General features: G+C 53.1%; 18 protein-coding genes. 5 read left to right on the forward strand and 13 right to left on the reverse strand.

Features of this window, described 5'->3' with window-relative positions; genetic code table 11:
* Positions 1-22 precede the first annotated feature (22 nt).
* Together rlmD and cysM are read right to left on the reverse strand one after the other, a co-directional pair.
* The gene (rlmD, locus tag KP814_RS20280) at positions 23-1363 is read right to left on the reverse strand and encodes a 23S rRNA (uracil(1939)-C(5))-methyltransferase RlmD (RefSeq protein WP_216738478.1); all 1341 of its coding nucleotides are present in this window, start codon (positions 1361-1363) and stop codon (positions 23-25) included.
* 107 nt (positions 1364-1470) lie between these two features.
* On the reverse strand, positions 1471-2361 hold the full coding sequence (gene cysM, locus KP814_RS20285) for a cysteine synthase CysM (RefSeq protein WP_216738479.1): 891 nt from the start codon (positions 2359-2361) through the stop codon (positions 1471-1473).
* A 308-nt stretch (positions 2362-2669) separates the two neighbouring features.
* On the opposite strand from cysM, the gene KP814_RS20290 reads away from it, so the two are divergent.
* A complete protein-coding gene (locus KP814_RS20290; protein ID WP_216738480.1) occupies positions 2670-5543 on the forward strand; it encodes a response regulator in 2874 nt (957 codons plus the stop codon).
* Positions 5544-5581: 38 nt separating this feature from the next.
* Here KP814_RS20290 and recO read toward each other — a convergent pair whose 3' ends face one another.
* From recO to rpoE, 11 genes are all read right to left on the reverse strand, one after another.
* Positions 5582-6298, reverse strand: coding sequence for a DNA repair protein RecO (gene recO, locus KP814_RS20295; RefSeq protein WP_216738481.1), 717 nt, complete (start codon positions 6296-6298; stop codon positions 5582-5584).
* Between the two features lie 17 nt (positions 6299-6315).
* Entirely contained in the window at positions 6316-7230 is a 915-nt protein-coding gene (gene era, locus KP814_RS20300; protein WP_216738482.1) for a GTPase Era, read from the reverse strand.
* A complete protein-coding gene (rnc, locus tag KP814_RS20305; RefSeq protein ID WP_216738483.1) occupies positions 7227-7907 on the reverse strand; it encodes a ribonuclease III in 681 nt (226 codons plus the stop codon). Before rnc ends, era begins: the two co-directional genes overlap by 4 nt.
* Entirely contained in the window at positions 7904-8272 is a 369-nt protein-coding gene (locus KP814_RS20310) for a DUF4845 domain-containing protein (RefSeq protein WP_216738484.1), read from the reverse strand. Before KP814_RS20310 ends, rnc begins: the two co-directional genes overlap by 4 nt.
* A gap of 81 nt (positions 8273-8353) precedes the next feature.
* Positions 8354-9121: a signal peptidase I gene (gene lepB / locus KP814_RS20315; RefSeq protein ID WP_216738485.1), complete on the reverse strand. Its 768-nt coding sequence runs from the start codon at positions 9119-9121 to the stop codon at positions 8354-8356.
* Between the two features lie 49 nt (positions 9122-9170).
* On the reverse strand, positions 9171-10970 hold the full coding sequence (lepA, locus tag KP814_RS20320) for a translation elongation factor 4 (protein ID WP_216738486.1): 1800 nt from the start codon (positions 10968-10970) through the stop codon (positions 9171-9173).
* A gap of 200 nt (positions 10971-11170) precedes the next feature.
* Positions 11171-12580, reverse strand: a complete 1410-nt coding sequence (locus KP814_RS20325; RefSeq protein ID WP_216738487.1) for a DegQ family serine endoprotease — start codon at positions 12578-12580, stop codon at positions 11171-11173.
* A gap of 152 nt (positions 12581-12732) precedes the next feature.
* Complete coding sequence (locus KP814_RS20330; protein WP_216738488.1) at positions 12733-13167, reverse strand: SoxR reducing system RseC family protein; 435 nt, start codon at positions 13165-13167, stop codon at positions 12733-12735.
* Positions 13164-14183: a MucB/RseB C-terminal domain-containing protein gene (locus KP814_RS20335; RefSeq protein WP_216738489.1), complete on the reverse strand. Its 1020-nt coding sequence runs from the start codon at positions 14181-14183 to the stop codon at positions 13164-13166. The genes KP814_RS20330 and KP814_RS20335 overlap by 4 nt, the downstream gene beginning before the upstream one ends.
* 3 nt (positions 14184-14186) lie before the next feature.
* The gene (locus KP814_RS20340) at positions 14187-14819 is read right to left on the reverse strand and encodes a sigma-E factor negative regulatory protein (protein ID WP_216738490.1); all 633 of its coding nucleotides are present in this window, start codon (positions 14817-14819) and stop codon (positions 14187-14189) included.
* Positions 14820-14962: 143 nt separating this feature from the next.
* The gene (rpoE, locus tag KP814_RS20345) at positions 14963-15559 is read right to left on the reverse strand and encodes an RNA polymerase sigma factor RpoE (RefSeq protein WP_216738491.1); all 597 of its coding nucleotides are present in this window, start codon (positions 15557-15559) and stop codon (positions 14963-14965) included.
* Positions 15560-15815: 256 nt separating this feature from the next.
* Here rpoE and nadB point away from each other — a divergent pair, with 256 nt between their 5' ends.
* From nadB to KP814_RS20365, 4 genes are all read left to right on the forward strand, one after another.
* Positions 15816-17432 (forward strand): L-aspartate oxidase, encoded by a 1617-nt coding sequence (nadB, locus tag KP814_RS20350; protein WP_216738492.1) that lies wholly within the window; start codon positions 15816-15818, stop codon positions 17430-17432.
* 113 nt (positions 17433-17545) lie between these two features.
* Positions 17546-17806, forward strand: coding sequence for a succinate dehydrogenase assembly factor 2 (locus KP814_RS20355; protein ID WP_011395704.1), 261 nt, complete (start codon positions 17546-17548; stop codon positions 17804-17806).
* Positions 17784-18215: a protein YgfX gene (locus tag KP814_RS20360; RefSeq protein WP_216738493.1), complete on the forward strand. Its 432-nt coding sequence runs from the start codon at positions 17784-17786 to the stop codon at positions 18213-18215. The genes KP814_RS20355 and KP814_RS20360 overlap by 23 nt, the downstream gene beginning before the upstream one ends.
* 15 nt (positions 18216-18230) lie before the next feature.
* Positions 18231-19223 carry a folate-binding protein YgfZ gene (locus tag KP814_RS20365; protein WP_216738494.1) on the forward strand — a complete coding sequence of 331 codons (993 nt, stop codon included), beginning with the start codon at positions 18231-18233 and terminating at the stop codon, positions 19221-19223.
* Positions 19224-19355 lie beyond the last annotated feature (132 nt).

A 19355-nucleotide genomic window follows, 5' to 3' on the forward strand; every position in this document is an offset into this window, starting at 1 on the left:
TCTTATTTTCTGAGTAACGGTCTTACGCTTTCTCGAATAAGGCCATTGACTCGACATGGGCCGTATGCGGGAACATATCCATTACCCCGGCCTTGATCAGCTTGTATCCCTGCGCCGCCAGAATGCCGGCGTCCCGCGCCAAAGTAGCGGGGTTACAGGACACATAAACAATTCGCTTCGCCCCAAAACGGGTCATTTGCTTCGCTAACTCTTCCGCGCCAGAGCGCGGCGGATCCAGCAGAACTTTGTCATAAGTGCGCAGCCATGCATGCTTCGCCTCATTAACCGGAGCCAAGGGAAGATGCAGGTCCGCTGCATGAAACTCTACGTTGCTGACGCCGTTGAGTTCCGCATTGGCGTAGCCTCGACGCACCATATCTTCGCTGCCCTCTACACCCACAACATGCGCCGCCGTGCGGGCAATAGGCAGAGTGAAGTTACCCAGTCCGCAAAACAGGTCAAGGATAGTCTCGCCCGCCTGCGGCTGCAGCCATTCCAGGGCCTGCGCCAACATCCGACGGTTGATATCGCGATTGACCTGAGTAAAGTCCATTGGATGGAACTGCATCGTCAAATCATAGTCGCTCAGTTGATAGCTGAGCAGTTCCTGGCCATCTTTCGGCCACAATTTGGCGACGGTATCGGGACCTTTCGGTTGCAAATAGATTGCCAACCCGGTTTGCTCGGAGAAAGCGATCAGTTTTTGCAAATCATCTTCAGTAAGCGGGTCCATATGACGAATTACCAAGGCGCAAACATCATCGCCCGCCGCCACTTCGATCTGAGGAATGCGCTGATAGCCGGAGAGGCTTCGAATCAGCGCTTTCAGCTCAGGAATTCGGCCGCCGACGGACTCGATCAATATCGGGCATTCATCAATGGCGGTCAGGAAATTGCTATAGCGCTCGCGGAAGCCGACCAGGGCTTCATCACGCTTGGCGACATAACGCACACCCAGTCTCGCTTTTGTGCGATAACCGCGCCCCGCGCCCACCAGAGGCGGAACAACCTGCTCAGGCTTCAGGTCGCCAAAATGTCTTAGGTGATCCAGCAGCACAGACTCTTTGTGGTTGATCTGAAAGCCCAGATCAACATGCTGCATACTGCAGCCGCCGCATAGTTTTGAGAATTGACAGTCAGGCTCAATGCGTTGTGGATGCTGCGTCAGCACCTCTTCTACAGCAAGCTCATCATAGCTGCGACGACTGTTTACATATCGCGCAGTCACAGTTTCGCCAGGCAATGCGCCTTCGACAAACAGGGTTTTGCCGTCTTTCTGGGAGACGCCGCGCCCTTCGTGACTGAGAGATTCAATTTCGCAGGTAATGGACTCTTGGGGTAACTTCTTTCTACGACGAGACATGCTTATAAACCTGGGCTATGGGGCCGATCTGGATAAAAAGCCGGCCATTATAGCGGCCTCCCGCAACAGATATAAGGGCTTTGGCGTCGCGCTCCGGCGCGACCGCTTTAGCCGCGGAATACGCCGGTAGACAGGTAGCGGTCGCCCCGATCACAGATAATGGCGACGATCACCGCATTTTCAACCTCACGGGAAATTCGCAACGCTCCAGCGATGGCGCCGCCGGAAGATACGCCACAGAAGATCCCCTCTTCCCGGGCCAGGGCGCGCATGGTCTCTTCGGCTTCCTGTTGAGCGATATCCAAAACCAGATCCACGGACTCAGGCTGGTATATTTTGGGCAGATACGCTTCCGGCCAGCGACGAATACCGGGGATGGATGCGCCATCAGCAGGCTGCAGGCCGACAATCTGAATCTCCGGATTGCGCTCTTTGAGGTAACGAGAGGTCCCCATGATAGTGCCGGTGGTTCCCATGGAGCTGACGAAGTGAGTAATAGCGCCATCAGTTTGCCGCCAGATTTCCGGGCCCGTCGTCTTGTAGTGCGCCAGGGGGTTATCCGGGTTAGCGAACTGATCCAGCACCTTGCCTTTTCCTTCTGACTCCATTTGCTTGGCGAGGTCACGCGCGCCTTCCATGCCCTCTTCTTTGGATACAGAGATGATTTCCGCACCATAGGCGGTCATTGCGGCGCGGCGCTCTTCACTCATATGCGCCGGCATGATCAGGACCATACGGTAACCTTTGATCGCTGCAGCCATAGCCAGAGCAATCCCGGTATTGCCGCTGGTCGCCTCAATCAACGTATCGCCAGGCCGGATGCCGCCCCGATTTTCCGCCTCCTGAATCATGCTCATGGCGGGACGGTCTTTGACTGATCCCGCTGGATTATTCCCTTCAAGTTTCGCCAGAATGACGTTACTGGTGTCGCCGGGCAGTCTCTGCAATCGAACAAGCGGTGTGTTTCCAACGTAGGATTCAATCGTGGGGTATGACATCTTTAACGTTCGCTTCTTTTTAAATTCAATCAATTAGCTGTAGAATCGGAAATGTCCTTGTCCGCTGCGGCGCCGCTGTGACAATGACTCGACGTCGCCTGAGCAAAAATCCGGTCCCTGTTACGCCATCGAACCATTTCCGTCGATAGCCGCGTTCGGACTTGATATTGGCCGAACATCGGCCATGATAAGCAATAATCTGAGAGTGGCGATATATTCTTTTTTAATATAAAAATCACTTTATATCATAAATACCATAATATGCCGTTTATCCGCGCCTCCTCTACAAGCCGCCGAAGGGCCCCTGCATGAAACGTTGGGGAATAAAAGTAAAGGTCATCTTATTGACCTTGGCGCCATCGCTTACTATTGCGTTCACGTTGTCCGCAGCCTTTGTATTTACACGCCTGGACGATCTTAGCGACGTGCTTCTGGAGCGCGGCTCCGACTCCGCCCGCCACCTCGCAAACGCTGCAGAGTATGGCGTTTTCACCGGAAACCGTCGTCAATTGATTGGGTTAACCAACGCCGTACTGGAAGAGAAAGACATTCGTTCAGTCTCGATTTACGGACGCCAGCGTCAGATACTAGCCCATGCCGGTCCGCGCATTCAGGAAGAGCATACAATCCCCGCCAGCTTATCTACTCAGCTTACGATTTATTCCAGCGAGGATGTGCTGCGCTTCACCGCGCCGGTCACCTTACAAGACCTTAGCCTGAGCGAAGACGCCAACTTACAGGAATCTGAAACCACCAATGGTCTGCAGGACAACATTTTGGGCTGGGCGGTCATTGAAGTCTCCCGAGCGCCGACACAGGTCGCCAAATATCGGACCATTCTCTTTGCTGTCAGCGCCGTGTTCAGCGCGATTATTGTCTGCACTATCCTGGCGTTGCGTTTAAGTCGCGACCTTACCTCGCCGCTATCTCAAGTGGCGCAAGCGCTTACTCGTATAAAAGAAGGCAAGCTGGACACCCGTGTTTATATAGAAGCAAGTCCCGAGCTGGCTTTACTGCAGGACGGCATCAACTCCATGGCGGAAGCTCTCGCCAAGGCCCGCAGTGAGATGCAACAGAATATAGATCAGGCCACGGAAGACCTGAGAGAGACTCTGGAAACTATAGAAATCCAGAATATTGAATTGGACATGGCTCGCAAAGAAGCGATCGAAGCCAGTCGGGTGAAGTCCGAGTTCCTCGCCAATATGTCCCACGAAATCCGCACACCGCTTAACGGCATCATCGGGTTCACGCATCTTCTTCTGAAATCCAATCTGGGACCACAGCAACGGGACCAGCTCAACACCATCCTGAAGTCGTCCGAGATCCTGCTGACGATCATCAACGACATCCTCGACTTCTCGAAAATCGAGGCTGGCAAGCTGGTGCTGGACAACACCACCGTCAATCTTCAGGAAATCGTGGAAGACGTTCTCACCATGCTCGCCCCGGGCGCCCACGAGAAAAACCTGGATCTGGCGGGACTCGTCTATTCCGATGTTCCCAGCCACATCATGGGCGATCCGCTGCGCATCAAACAGATCGTCACTAATCTGGTCAACAACGGTATTAAATTCACTCAAAGCGGCGAAGTGGTGGTGCGCGTCATGCTGGAGGACGAGTCCGACGAGCGCTCGCTCATCAAGATCACGGTCACAGACAGCGGCGTAGGACTCTCTCGCGTTCAGCAGCAGACGCTCTTCAGCGCATTCAGTCAGGCGGATGCGTCAACGGCAAGGCGTTTTGGCGGCACGGGTCTTGGTCTGGTTATTTCCAGGCGCCTGACCGAGCAAATGGGCGGTCAGATCGGAGTAGAGAGCGAACTGGGCAAAGGGTCGACATTCTGGATCGAGCTTCCTGTTGAAATCGCCCCCAACCAACCGGACAACGAGCTTAACCACCGCTTGTTCGAGGGCGAGCGAGTCATCTATCTTGAACACCAGAAAAAAACCGGACTGGCGGTGGAGCATACGCTTAACAAATGGGGTTCCAATGTCACGCAGGTGGACAACATCAAAGATCTGGCGGACAAGGTGGAAGAGGCTCAACGCAAAGGCGAAGGCTTCGCCGTCGCGATTATTGGCCTGACCCGCCACCACTTGCGTTCTAACTCGTACCTGCAGACCGTGCGCAAGCTGGAATATAAACTCGACTGCCGCACGCTAATACTGACCCCCACCATCGACACCGGCAACGAAGAGCCGCCAATATTGACTGACGCCTCAACGTTCCTGATCAAGCCGGCGTCACAGCGACGGCTGGCGAATGCGCTTAGCTGGTTGATCGAAGGACGCTCTGAAGAAGAGGAAGCCCCCTCAGCAATATCCATCAAGCAGCTGAACGCCACCAGTGGCCGCAAGCCGCTGGTATTAGCGGTAGATGACAACCTCGCCAACCTCAAACTGGTAGAAGCCTTTCTGTTGGACCTGGGAGCCGTGGTGGAAACCGCCATGAGCGGCTACGAAGCGCTCACCAAAGCCAAGCAGAAGCGCTTTGACGTAATTTTCATGGACGTGCAAATGCCTGGAATGGACGGAGTGGAAACCACAATCAAGATTCGTGAGTTTGAGGCAGGCAAGCGACGCACGCCGATCATCGCCCTCACCGCGCACGCGATGTCAGAAGAGCGCAAACAGCTGTTACAGAGCGGCTTTGACGACTACCTCACAAAACCCACTAATGAAGATGAACTGCAGCGCATTATAGAGCGCAGAACCGGCTTCCAGCTATCCCCGCAACCACTGTTGACCCAACAGCCTGTGCGAGAGCCCGGCAAGATAAAGCCGTCAGTGAAAGCCGCCACCGAGCCGTGTGTGGATATTCGCAGTTGCGTCACGCTTGCTGGAGGCAAAAAAGGGTTAGCGGAAGAGCTATTTTCCATGCTGCTTGAGAATCTACCGGAAGAGCGCAAGTCTATTGAAAGCGCATGGGAGCAACAGGACAGGTCTGAGCTGCTGGAGCGTGTTCACCGCCTGCATGGCGCGACGCGCTACTGCGGAGTCCCCTTGCTACGCAACGCCGCAGCAGAGCTGGAAGGGCAGATAAAGCGTGACGTAGAGCCACTGGAAACGGCTGTTTCCGCGCTCTTTGAAGAGATAGAAAGAGTGCTTTACTGGTCAGACAGAAATGACTGGCAAACGGAGTTCAGGGAATATCAAACCCAGTCAGCGCCTCAGTCCTAGCGAGACCGGGATTTCGCGGCATTTGACTTCGGCGGCGGTTAGCCCTTGGTGAGCTTGAGGTAACTGCGCATCAGCTCCCGGGAGTGCAGCGGACGACCGCCTAACAGTTCATCTAGGCAACGACGCGTCAGCTTCTTGGCGGCGGCAAGACTCCCAGGAACAGACCAGTCCCGCTCAGCCATTGCAAGCAGATGGCGCCCCTCTATCACAATTGAGTATGGCTCTGGCGTTCGACTAACGCCTTCGGTAAGGGAAAAGTGATAAGCAATATTACTTTTCACGGCATCCCCTGTCGCGCTCTCCACACAAAAATCCACGCCAAAGCCCAGCTCATTAAGCAGCGTAAACTCCAACTCCCGTAATCCGGGCTCAAGATTCGTTTGGGGAAGCGACAAAAATGTCAGGCTTGATTTATAAGCGTCAAAAACCTCTCGGCTGCTTTCCAATGGCTGCAGCAGCTTCAGCAACAACTCATTGAGATAAAGGCCAGCATAGAGAGCGGCCCCCGCCAGAGGATAACGGAGGTTAGTGGTCTCGCAACGAATGAGGGATTTGAGTTCGCCGCGCCCTCCCAGCTCAACCTCCAGTTCAGTAAAAGGCTGGAGTGTGTTTGAAGCGCCTTTCCTGCGACCACCGCCTTTCATAACAGCGGAAGCTTTACCATCAGCCTCGGTAAGCAAATCGACAATCTGGCTGCTTTCGCGATACGGCCGACTATGCAGCACATAGGCGGCCTGAAGCGAAACCCGGTGCATAGCGGCCGATATTTCCGCTAGCGGTCGTCGTAACCCAGGCTTTGTAGAGCGCGCTCGTTATCGCTCCAGCCAGACTTCACTTTCACCCAGGTTTCCAACATGACTTTGCTTTCAAACAACTTTTCCATGTCCTTACGCGCATCGGAACCAATCCGCTTGATTCGCTCCCCTTTCTGACCGATCACAATCTTTTTCTGACCTTCTCTTTCCACCAGGATCAGAGCGCTAATACGCAGCAATGCGCCCTCACGCTTAAACTGCTCGATCTCTACAGCAATTTCATAAGGCACTTCGTTGCCTAACTGGCGCATGACTTTTTCACGAATAATTTCCACCGCCATAAAACGTTCGCTTCGATCCGTGATTTGATCTTCAGGGAAGAAATGAATCCCCTGCGGCAGCATTTCGTTAATAACAGTTTCCAAACGATCAATATTCAGTCCACGCAGAGCGGAAAGTGGAATAATGTGCTGAAACTCGCACATCTTCTGCACTTTATCGATAAATGGCAGTAAGTCGTCTTTATTTTCCAGCTTGTCCACTTTATTGATCGCCAGAATGCGCGGACGATTCACCTTGGCGATTTTTGACAAGACATAGTCGTCTTCTTCCGTCCAACGCTTCCTATCAACGACAAAAACTATCACATCCGCATCTTTGATCGCTGAGGAGGACGCTTTGTTCAGCACCCGATTAAGGGCTTTCTTGTCCAACTGATGCAGACCAGGCGTATCTACATAAATAGCCTGGTAGTCACCCTCTGTCTTGATACCCAGAATCTGGTGTCGGGTAGTTTGCGGCTTCTTCGAGGTAATACTGATCTTCTGCCCCAGTATATGGTTCAACAGGGTGGACTTGCCTACATTTGGCCGACCTACAATCGCAACATAACCACAGCGGCTATTTTCTTGTGAACTTACTTCAATACTCACTGATCCACTCCTAACGCCACCAATGCTTGTTTCGCCGCTTTCTGCTCCGCCACTCTCCGGCTGCCGCCAGTCCCTTCTGTCGGGTCAGACAAACCGTCTATTTCACACCGCACATGAAAAGTTTGAGCATGCGCTTCTCCCTGCACGGAAATAACCTCGTAGCGCGGCAGATTAAGCTGACGCGCCTGCAGATATTCCTGCAAACGCGTCTTGGAGTCTTTCTGAGTATCCTTGAGGTTAAGCTTCTGCAAACGGGTTTCAAACCAGTTAAGCACCCTGTCGGCGCAGACTTCAAAGCCAGCATCTAAATAAATGGCGCCAATGATGGACTCCAAAGCATCAGCCAGGATAGATTCCCGACGAAAGCCGCCGCTCTTCATCTCCCCTGACCCTAGGCGCAGATACTCACCCAGATCAAATTCCCTGGCGATTTCAGCCAGAGTCACCCCTTTTACCATTCTGGCGCGCAAACGACTCAACTGCCCTTCCCGCGCTTCTTCAAAACGACCAAAGAGGTAATCGGCGATAATAAAATTGAGGACAGAGTCCCCTAAAAATTCTAAGCGCTCATTATTACGACCACCGAAGCTGCGGTGGGTGAGCGCCAAAGTAAGCAAAGCAGGCTCTTTAAATGTGTATCCGAGCGCACGTTGCAGTCTTTCCAGCTTAGCTGTCACTGATTATTGGCTTCCAAATGATGATTAAATGAAACAACGGCATCAATATTGTTAATAATATTCGTACGCTGCTCATAAATTATGTCTATGCGCATCTTGGTATTCTCACGCGTAATCTTGATACTATTCTTATCAAAATTACGCACATTATTGACCATGAAATGCTTGTCCAACCTGGACAAAATTTCTGGATTGGACAACCGCGCTAAGTCAGCCTCTCTATTAAGGCCTTCTAATGATGATTTCACAGCAAAATCATCGATATAGATAGGAATGAGTTTAATGCCTAGGGTAATAACTGAAATCCCGACAGCAACCCAGACCAAGACTGCGAGAACAGAAGCGCCCTGTTGATTCTTGCGCATATTCACTCCTTATCATCCTCTTATTAATCGATATTATTTAGAGAGTAGACGTTAACTCACTGTTTTTACACTAATGCGCACTTACTGTATCGAACCAACTCGTGAGAAAGAGGGCAATGACAAAAACTTTTCCCAGTGCATCCAGATAGCGAATGCCCTGCCAACGATATTTTCGTCCGGCACAAGTCCGATATAACGGCTATCTTTACTGCGATCCCGGTTGTCGCCCATCATGAAATATTTGCCTTCCGGCACAACCCATTTGCCTTCATGCCCAGTGTTTGGATAGTTTTCTTTTATGATGCGATGGAGTTGCTCGCCCAACTGTTCCTCGTAATACAGCTCTCTGGGCGCGCCCGCGGGCAATGCGGCGATTAGCTTTTCATCAATAGGCTCCCCATTGATGGTCAGTCGCTTATCTTTATATTCCACTGTATCGCCAGGAACGCCCACGACACGCTTGATATAGTTGGTAGTGTTGTCTTCCGGAGTGCGAAACACCATCACATCTCCACGTTGCGGATCTCCCAAATCCAGGAACTTATACCCCAAAACAGGAACTCGCAGCCCATAGGAATACTTGTTAACAAGGATAAAGTCGCCCACTTCCAGAGTAGGCATCATGGATTGGGACGGGATCTGGAAGGGCTCGATAAGAAAGGAGCGGACCACCAATACCAAAAACAGAACAGGAAAGAAAGACCGGGAATACTCCACCACAACCGGCTCTTTGATCATCGCATTGCTTCCCCCACGCGTCCTGACCTTAACAAATAGCCAAAAGCCTAACCAAATCAGACCTGAGACCAGGGTCAGTACAACCAGAATCAAAGAGAAATCAAAGTCCATCGTGTATCCTATTCAGTTTGTATTTATTGCTTTCAGTCCGCAATTGGGCTTATTTATCGACCTTCAACACGGCGAGAAACGCGTCCTGTGGAATTTCAACGCTGCCCACCTGCTTCATCCGCTTCTTACCTTCTTTCTGCTTCTGCAACAGCTTTTTCTTCCGTGAAACGTCGCCGCCATAACATTTGGCCAATACGTTCTTGCGTAACGCTTTAACGGTAGTTCTGGATACAATCTGTCCACCGATAGCCGCCTGAATCGCCACATCGAACATTTGACGTGGAATCAGCTCTTTCATTTTTTCCGTCAGCAGGCGGCCACGCGAGGCGGAGTTATCGCGGTGAACGATCAGCGCCAATGCATCGACTTTATCGCCATTGATCAGAATATCCAGACGCACCAGGTTAGCGGCCTGGAAACGAACAAAGTGGTAGTCCAAAGACGCATAGCCGCGGCTTACTGACTTGAGTCGATCAAAGAAGTCCAGTACGACTTCCCCCATCGGCAATTCATAGGATAGTGCGACCTGGTTCCCCAGGAACTGCATATTCTTCTGCACGCCACGCTTCTCCACACAGAGGGCGATGACGTTGCCAAGATAAGTCTGCGGCACAAGAATATTGGCCTCAACGATAGGCTCGCGCATTTCCTCAATAAAACCAGGGTCTGGCAGCCTGGAAGGGTTATCGACTTTAATGACTTCGTTCTTCTTGGTCAGAACTTCGTAGACTACCGTCGGCGCAGTAGTAATCAGATCCAGGTCGTATTCCCGCTCCAAACGCTCCTGGATAATTTCCATATGCAGCATCCCCAGGAAACCGCAACGGAAACCGAATCCCAAAGCGTCAGACGTTTCGGGCTCGAAAAATAATGACGCATCGTTGAGCGTCAACTTGTCCAACGCATCACGGAAGTCTTCGTAGTCGTCAGAACTGACGGGGAATACGCCCGCGTATACCTGAGGCTGCACACGTTTGAATCCTGGCAAGGAAGCCACATCCGGAGTTTTCGCCAGTGTAATGGTGTCACCGACGGGAGCGCCGTGGATATCTTTAATGCCAGCGATGACATACCCCACTTCCCCCGCCTTCAGGCAGCCGGTCTCCGTACGCTTCGGGGTGAATACGCCGATTGAAGTCACCAGTTCCTGGGTCTTGGTCGACTTGATCAGGATTTTATCGCCCTTGTTCAGCGTTCCGTTTTTAACCCTCACCAAAGACACAACGCCCAGATAGTTATCAAACCAGGAGTCGATAATAAGGGCTTGCAACGGCGCATCCGGATCGCCTTCAGGAGGTGGCACCAACTGAACGATTTGCTCCAGACTCTCCTGGATGCCCATGCCGGCTTTGGCGCTGGCTTCCACGGCGCCGGCGGCGTCAATGCCGATGATCTCTTCAATTTCATGGCGCACACGCGCTGGTTCCGCCTGCGGCAGGTCCATCTTGTTCAGAATGGGAATAACTTCCAGCCCCATTTCGATGGCGGTGTAACAGTTCGCCACGGACTGCGCTTCAACGCCTTGCGCTGCGTCGACCACCAGCAAAGCGCCTTCGCAGGCGGCCAAAGAACGAGATACTTCGTATGAGAAGTCCACGTGTCCGGGAGTATCGATAAAATTCAGCTGATAACGGGAGCCATCTTTTGCGTCGTAATAGAGCGTTACGCTCTGCGCCTTGATGGTAATGCCCCGCTCTCGCTCGATATCCATGGAGTCGAGCACCTGTTCGGACATTTCCCGATCAGACAAACCGCCGCAATATTGAATAAAGCGGTCAGCCAAAGTGGACTTGCCATGGTCGATGTGGGCAATGATAGAAAAATTTCTAATATGGTTGAGTTTACTCACGGACTACTGTCACTCAGATTCAAAGTTGAAGGCGGCGAAATTTTAACAGCTCCGCCGAGTAAATTGCAGCGAATTAACAAAATACCCTCAGAATTCACRCCGATATTGGGAGAAACGCCACTTTCCCTACAATAAAACGAGCAACGGCCGGGCTTCACCCAAAGAAMCCCGGCCGCCCGCTTGCCCAGTCAGACCTGGGCCTACTTGTTGTTCAGCTTCAATACAATGAATGCTGGATTGCCCTGACGGATAATCAGTACTGGCAGCGACTTGCCAACCGGCAGCTTCTCAACCACCTCATGGAACTGCGCCACGGACTCTACATCTTTGTTGTTGATGCTGCTGATCACGTCATTGGGCTGAATTCCCGCCGTCGCCGCAGGTCCTGGGAACACTTGCGCCACCATGACGCCTCTCGATACCTGCATGCTCTCTTTTTCTTCATCCGTCAGATCGCGAACCTGTAAGTTCAGGGCGTTATTCTGTGGAGCGGTCTGGCCCGCCGGTACGCTGGCCACGCCGTTGTCGTCCGCCGGCAACTGGCCGATCTCGACGTCAACATCCATTTCATCCCCACGTCGAACCACTTTCATTGTCGCCTTTATTCCCGGCGTGGTGCGCCCCACTAGATGCGGCAACTCAGAGGACAATCCAATCTCATTGCCGTTATAGCTGACAATGACGTCGCCTGGCTGCAGGCCGGCCTTATCGGCGGGGGAGCCTTTCATAACTTGCGCCACCAATGCGCCACGCGGCTTGTTGAGATTGAAGGACTCCGCCAGATCCTTATTCACTTCCTGAATCAGCACACCCAACCAACCGCGCTTGACCGCGCCGGTGTCTTTCAGCTGATTCATCACATCCAATGCGACATCAATGGGGATCGCAAATGAAACGCCCATGAATCCACCTGAACGGGTGTAAATCTGAGAGTTGATGCCGACAACCTCCCCTTCGAGATTGAACAGCGGCCCGCCCGAATTGCCAGGATTAATCGCCACGTCCGTCTGGATAAAAGGGACGTAACTTTCATTCGGCAGGCTGCGCCCCTTGGCGCTGACGATGCCTGCCGTCACGGTATATTCAAATCCAAACGGAGAGCCAATGGCGACAACCCACTCACCCACCTTTAACTCAGAAGACTTGCCCAACTTAAGAACAGGCAGATCATCCGCTTCCACCTTCAAAACCGCCAAATCCGACTTTTCATCCGATCCGATCAGCTTCGCCGTCAGTTCACGACGGTCCATCAGCCGGACAAAGATTTCATCTGCGCCTGCTACGACATGGTTGTTGGTAAGGATGTAGCCATCTTTGGACACGATGAAGCCCGACCCCATGGACTGGGCTTCCTGCGGGCCTCTGCGACGGTATGGGTCGCCAAAGAAGTGACGAAAGAATTCAGGAATCTGATCTTGCTCGGGGCCGCCAAAATAATACTGGGCGCTATCGTCTCCGACTTTACGTACGGTGCTGATGTTTACCACCGCCGGAGAAGTTTTCTCCACCAATCCGGTGAAGTCAGGTAGATCAACGGCCCCTGCTCGCATGCTGATGACGGCGCTCATCCAAACCAGWAAAACCGCCGTATATTTCTGACAAACCTTCATATGCAACTCCACTTGGTTACCCAAACCACCCACGCGAAGCATGGGCACAGTCGTTTGACCCAGGCGCTCCAACCAGACGAGCCAACGCCTCTCGGCACACATATAGTGGCGTCAGATTTCCTTTAGACAATTGGAACTAGGCTATACGACGCTTAACAAAGCTTGCGTAATAATTGGGGATGGTAGGAGGGATTGCAAGACAGCCTTGATGACAAGATTTTAACAAAAACAAAGCCTAAGCCCAGTCCTGACAGGCCCGCCAAGGCCACGCCAAGATCCGGCCAATGCAGCAGAGATTGACTGACCCCAGCCAAAATGATCATCGCAATCAGGGGCGCCAGATAAACCAGCAGAGAGGCGTTGAGCAACGCCTGCTCAGCAACGCCAATCTCCACTTCGTCTCCGACGTCGACATCAAATGTTTTCGCCACTTTAATCTGGGTCGAGGCGCCATCGCTCATCTGATTGAGAAGTCGCGAACCGCAGCCCTTTCGAGCTGAGCAGCTCTGGCAGACGGACTCCCTGGTGGTCCTTACCCAGACTTCATGGTCGCCGACAGCAACGACTTTCCCGGTTTCCAATATCAAGAGGCGTCTCCAGCGGATGGACTTGACTTCATATTATCCGCCACCCGCTTGACTGTCTCAATGGGCACCTCACCTACAACTGTAATGACGTAGGTCATGCCTCCGTGCCTGATATGTTTCGAGTAAGCAGTGGTCGCTCCCATTCGTGAAGCCCCTTCCGGCATGGCCTGGGGGCTATTCTCTTCGACAAATATACTGAACATGGTCAAACCGTCGCCGTATACCTGCGTGCGCATATCTCCAGGCATTATATCGTTGCGCTTGGTTACGTTAGGCGACATGCTGAACCCCTTCGGAAGCCAGGCGGGCATCCATTGTTCAGGCAAGGTTTCTCCTTGTTTTGGCTCCAACGCTTTGACATCCGCCTCAGGCATTGAAGGCGCCAGCTCCTGGTCCGTCACTTGCGCCCCCAGCTCCAGCACCGTGTACTGGAAGTGCTCCAGCACCTCGCCCTTACGGTTGGTCAAAAGAGATTTGAGCAGCATACCGGAGTTTTTTTCCAACCACAGGTAGTAGCTATAGCGGTACTGATCCTTGGCCATGACCGCCATTTTCAACACATCATGCCCAGCTACCCGCTCCTCTCCGGCCATTTTCAACTCGTAGACCGAATCAACATCGGAGCCGCCATTCAAAACCGCCCCCGGAAAAGGCCCGGTGTAGGCAGCCTGCTCCAGTCGGACCTGCTTGCCGCCGGGAAACACGCAAATCAGCATGTCTCCGTCCCGGATAATCTCCCTCATCTCTCCGTCCATGGCGACCAAACGCTCTTTCTCAACGCCATTCTGCGAACGATGAAAGACCTTCATTGAGCTCATTTCATCACCACGGCTATAGATAAATGCGCCACGGTAAGAGAGTTCCTGACGCGCCTCCAACATGCGCTGCAGCCATTCCTGCGGCCCTGACGCCTGCGCTGACGCCGAAATCAAAGACATCAGCGCTAAAATCCAGACCAGACTCCACTGTCGGACATCATCCTTAATCGCCGCCGCTTTACGAATTACCAGTTTCATTGCTTACCTGCGCTGCTCCGTTCCCTGCCCCTCAACCACCTCAAAGGCGCTCAAACGGGCATAGGGAGAAATAACCTGCGAGCCGTTCAGCGCAGCCTGCTCGGCATGCTTCATCAAATAGGCGTTCAACCTGCTCGCGTGCTCTGCGGAGAATTGAACAGCCTCTTCGCTTTCCGCACCGGAATCCGCCACCAAATGAGAGCCAGCGCCGTTCACATTCAACGCAGGCGCACTTTGCTGTCCGCTAGCGACCGCAGGAGCATGCTGCGTCGTGTTTGGCCCGCCGGAGAACTCCACCATAAATACCGCTGCGAAAGCGACCGACGCCGCGACAGCGACTCCCCGCCACCAACCGCCGCCAGCGCGAGCTTCTTCCGGTTCAGCCTCCTCTTCTACAACGTTCTCATTGCGATCAACGCCCTCCTCTTCCTCCAGCGCTGACCAAATGCCCTGCCGCAGATCAACATGCGCCCATTGCGCAGCTTCTTCGTGGAGCTCATCGCGAACACGCTGATACCGACTCCAGGTCGCCATCACCTCTTCATCGTGGGACTGCGCCAATATACGGCGCACCTCCAGCTCATCCGCTTCTCCATCCAAAAGCGCGGACATAGATTCTTTCAGTCGTTCATTCATAACCGTCAACCTCTGCAAATCCGGAGCCTGTGCGCCGCTCCGGCTTCTCTGTAATACTTTTCATTTCGCCAACCCTGGTGATTCCCGGCGTCCCCGTTGGAAAAACCCATGACGCTCCAGCCTTCCCTCGTTCTCCGCCCATTTCAGGCGCGCATTTTCTGTTCCAACATCGGCGCAATTCGCGCATCCACCGCGTCCCGGGCCCTGAAAATTCTCGATCGCACCGTCCCTACGGGGCATTGCATGATCTCTGCGATTTCTTCATAGCTAAGGCCATCGAACTCACGCAGCGTCAGGGCTGAGCGCAAATCCTCAGGCAGCTCATCCAGCGCCTGGAATATCGCCTGTTTAACCTGATCGCGGTGTACTTGGCGCTCGGGGGAGTCAATATCTTTCAAAGCGGAGCCGCCCTCATATAAAACCGCCTCGTCGGCGTCCACATCCTCCCCTGGCGGGCGACGCCCTTGAGCCATAAGGTGATTTTTCGCCGCATTGATAGCTATACGGTAAAGCCAAGTGTAAAACGCGCTTTCACCGCGAAAATTGGCGAGCGCCTTGTAGGCTTTGATGAACGCTTCCTGCGCAACATCCATCACTTCGTGATGATCGCGGATATAGCGGGCGATAATCGCCATGACTTTGCTTTGATATTTCACCACAAGCATGTCAAAGGCGCGCTTGTCGCCTCGCTGAACCCGCTCAACCAATTGTTGGTCTGTCGTCTTGTTAGGAGCGCTCATATTTTCCTTATTATCCAGTAATTCAGCGCGACCACGCGTTGATTCAAGAGCGGTCAAAACCTGCACTGACATAAAAGAACCACCGTTTGCTGCGTCTATAAAAGTTGATTGCATAGCCCTATAGACACAACTTTTTTCGGATAGTTCACTCTTAGCCATTAATGTTAGTATATTCAGCTATTCTGCTTGGGCCCAACAACTATCCGGCCCTTTTTCCTGGCTGTTTTTTCCTGATTGCTGGAGTCACGCAAAGGCTATGAGTTTAAGCTTCGAACACGATGTCCTCATTATCGGCAGCGGCGCCGCAGGCCTTACCGTCGCCCTGAATCTTCCTTCCGATTTAAGAGTGGCGGTATTGTCCAAGACTGAGCTCAAAAGCGGCTCCACGCTCTGGGCGCAAGGCGGTATCGCAGCGGTGCTGGACGATGACGACAGCACAGAATCCCATTTGCAGGACACGCTGGTGGCCGGCGCAGGGCTGTGCGACAAAGACAGCGTGCGCTTTACCGTTGAGCATGGTCGTGAGGCGATTGAATGGCTTATCTCCCAGGGAGTGCAGTTCGATACGGACGAATCCGAAGAGTCCACGCAAAAATACCACCTCACCAAAGAAGGCGGACATAGCCATCGCCGAATTGTTCACGCCGCAGACGCCACCGGCCGCGCAGTATCAGGCTCTCTGGCCGACCGCGCGCGCGAAAAAGCCAATATTGAAATATTCGAAGACCGGGTCGGCATCGACCTGATAACCCATAGCAAACTGTTTCTTCCCGGCAACCGCTGTGTCGGCGCTTATGTGCTGAATAAGAAAACCAGCCATGTTGAGCTGTTCCGCGCCAAATTTGTGGTGCTCGCCACCGGCGGCGCCAGCAAAGTCTACCTTTACACCAGCAATCCTGACGTGGCCACCGGCGACGGCATCGCTATGGCCTGGCGCGCAGGCTGCCGCATGGGCAACATGGAATTCAATCAATTCCACCCGACATGCCTCTATCATCCTCAGGCGAAATCCTTTTTGATTACTGAGGCCGTTCGCGGCGAAGGCGGCAAGCTTCTGCTACCCAACGGCAAGCGCTTCATGGGTCAGTTTGACGAGCGCGAAGAACTCGCTCCACGTGACGTCGTCGCCCGCGCCATCGACCACGAAATGAAGCGACTTGGCGCGGACTGCCTGTATCTGGATATCAGCCATAAAGACAAAGATTTTATCCTCGGACATTTTCCCACAGTGCACCAGCGCTGCCTGTCTTACGGTATTGATATCACCAAAGAGCCCATTCCTGTGGTTCCCGCCGCCCACTACACCTGCGGAGGAGTGGTTACCGACAGCGCCGGGCGCACGGACCTTAACTCTCTATATGCTGTCGGCGAAACTGCGTTTACCGGACTCCACGGGGCTAACCGCATGGCCAGCAATTCCCTCTTGGAGTGCCTGGTATTCGGAAAGTCCTGCGCAGAAGACATCGCCAGCCGTATCGCCCACACGCCAGAGCCGCCGCCCGCTCCCTCCTGGGACGAAAGTCAGGTGACAGACTCCGACGAAGATGTTGTGATCTCACACAACTGGGACGAACTGCGCCGCTTCATGTGGGACTACGTCGGCATCGTACGGACCAACAAACGCCTGCAACGCGCCAAGCATCGCGTAGACCTGTTGCATCAGGAAATCCGTGAGTATTACAGCAACTATAAAGTGTCCAATGACTTGCTTGAGCTGCGTAATCTGGTGACGGTTGCGGACCTGATTATCTGCTCGGCGATTCAACGCAAAGAAAGCCGCGGCCTGCATTACACCCTGGACTACCCCCACCCGCTCAAAACGCCGGAAAACACGATTTTAACCCCCGTTAATTTTCCCGCTGAGCCTTGGTGAACGTTTATAAATCGCCCCGATAAGGTTTCACGCAGCCATGGGTGGCGGCGAGAGCCTGGGACCGTTATCATGCAGCCAGAATGACGGCCCACGGGCAACATACAGAGGCGCACATGACTGAAGATGTAGAATACAAGCGTTTATTCTGGCACAGCCGACGCGGAATGCTGGAGTTGGACGTGCTGCTGGTTCCCTTTCTCAAGGAAGCCTACCCCGAACTCCCGGACGAAGACAAAGCGCGCTACCGTATGCTCTTAGAGTGCGAAGATACGGATATGTTCCAGTGGTTTATGCAAAAATCCACGCCGGAAGATCCTGATCTGGCGCGCATCGTTAAAATCATCCTAGACCGTGTTCAACCAAGCTACGATTGAGTTGCGGCCATCGCTAAGGTTGACGCTGTTCTTTACCGTCTTTTTCGGACTGATTGGCGTAGTACTGCTGGCTCTGGCGATGCCGATCTGGCTAAAACTTTCTTTGAGCGCTCTGTTAGGCGCTCATTTTGTCTTCACCGTCGGTCAGTATGCTCTGCTAACCTGGCCGACTAGCGTGATAAAAATCCGCTATGAAAAAAACGGCGACGAAGACGTGAAAGTCAGGCTATTCAAACGCAATCAACGTGAACTTGATACCCGTCTGCACGGAGACACTTGCGTCACTCCAATTGTTACCTTGCTGGTTTGTCGTACAGGCTGGCGAGACTTGGTGTTTCTCGTCCGGGATAATTGCGATCCGGATGCATTTCGCCGTTTTCGAGTTTGTTTACGCTTCGCCAGGAATTAAGGGAGATCCATCTATATGACGTCCTTTTGGAACGCCTTCGCCGCCCCCGTAAATACCCCGGCGGCGCAGGTAAGCGACAACGCCCCGCATCTCCACAGGCTGACCAACGTCGCCTTACTGGAAATAAAAGGGCCCGACGCCATCAAATTCATGCAAGGTCAATTTACCTGCGACGTTCAGAATATTACCAGCAATCATTCTTCGCTGGCCGCCTGCTGCACCCCTAAAGGCCGCATGGTCGCATTGTTCCGCATAGCGCAAGCCCAGCCTGACAGCTACTTATTGAGACTTCCCGTAGAGATCGCGCAAAGCTTTCTCGCTCACCTCAATAAGTACAAGGTGTTTTATAAGTGCACTGTCACCTTGCTGGAGAATTGGGGCGTGATAGGACTGAGCGGAGATCTGGATGGACTGCAGTCTATCTCCTCGAATATTCCTACTTCCTCAGACGCCAGCCATGTCGGCGAAGGCATATTGCTTATCCGCTCTCCAGATAAAGCCTCCCGGGTGGAGTGCTGGCTGGATAGCGACCAGGCGTCAAAGTTACTACCAGAGCTGGATACACAATGCGCGGCTGGCTCCATTGAGGATTGGGAACGCCTGGAAGTTCTTTCAGGATTGGGAGAGGTCTATCCAGAGACCCTGGATGAGTTTATCCCACAAATGCTGAACCTGCAGGCGCTGGGCGCTATCAGCTTCAAGAAGGGCTGCTATACGGGGCAAGAAATCGTCGCCCGCATGCAATACCTCGGCACCCTGAAGAAGCGTATGTTCTTACTCTCTTCTGATAGCTTAGCCCCTGCCCCTGGCTCAGCGGTTATCGACGAGACCGGCGCCCGCATTGGTTCAGTCGTGCGCAGCGCTCAAGGGCAAACTCTCGCCGTGCTGGATAAGTCTGCGGCGACGGACAAAGCGCTACACCTGGAGGAGGCTCCGGACGCCTCATTGCAACTACTTGAACTTCCCTACGCAATTGAAGAAGTTAGCAACCCCAAGAAAAAGCTCTAGCATAATCCTACACCTTAGCGGCGCGTTTCTATGCGCCGCCGACAAGCATCCCTCAAAAATTCTGCTATAACTTAAATTGGACCTTGCAAGAGGCTGAAGCGCTTCTCAGTGGGCCCGAATCCAATGCAGCCA

The sequence above is a fragment of the Hahella sp. HN01 genome, from assembly GCF_018986435.1.
Lineage (GTDB): Bacteria > Pseudomonadota > Gammaproteobacteria > Pseudomonadales > Oleiphilaceae > Hahella.

Bases quoted from the DNA above. Each gene is read 5' to 3' on its own strand.
- KP814_RS20310 (WP_216738484.1), bottom strand. From the start codon at position 8,272: ATGCGCAAGAATCAACAGGGCGCTTCTGTTCTCGCAGTCTTGGTCTGG.
- KP814_RS20290 (WP_216738480.1), top strand. From the start codon at position 2,670: ATGAAACGTTGGGGAATAAAAGTAAAGGTCATCTTATTGACCTTGGCG.
- KP814_RS20335 (WP_216738489.1), bottom strand. From the start codon at position 14,183: ATGAAACTGGTAATTCGTAAAGCGGCGGCGATTAAGGATGATGTCCGA.
- KP814_RS20340 (WP_216738490.1), bottom strand. From the start codon at position 14,819: ATGAATGAACGACTGAAAGAATCTATGTCCGCGCTTTTGGATGGAGAA.
- nadB (WP_216738492.1), top strand. From the start codon at position 15,816: ATGAGTTTAAGCTTCGAACACGATGTCCTCATTATCGGCAGCGGCGCC.
- KP814_RS20355 (WP_011395704.1), top strand. From the start codon at position 17,546: ATGACTGAAGATGTAGAATACAAGCGTTTATTCTGGCACAGCCGACGC.
- recO (WP_216738481.1), bottom strand. From the start codon at position 6,298: ATGCACCGGGTTTCGCTTCAGGCCGCCTATGTGCTGCATAGTCGGCCG.
- cysM (WP_216738479.1), bottom strand. From the start codon at position 2,361: ATGTCATACCCCACGATTGAATCCTACGTTGGAAACACACCGCTTGTT.
- rlmD (WP_216738478.1), bottom strand. From the start codon at position 1,363: ATGTCTCGTCGTAGAAAGAAGTTACCCCAAGAGTCCATTACCTGCGAA.
- lepB (WP_216738485.1), bottom strand. From the start codon at position 9,121: ATGGACTTTGATTTCTCTTTGATTCTGGTTGTACTGACCCTGGTCTCA.
- KP814_RS20365 (WP_216738494.1), top strand. From the start codon at position 18,231: ATGACGTCCTTTTGGAACGCCTTCGCCGCCCCCGTAAATACCCCGGCG.
- rpoE (WP_216738491.1), bottom strand. From the start codon at position 15,559: ATGAGCGCTCCTAACAAGACGACAGACCAACAATTGGTTGAGCGGGTT.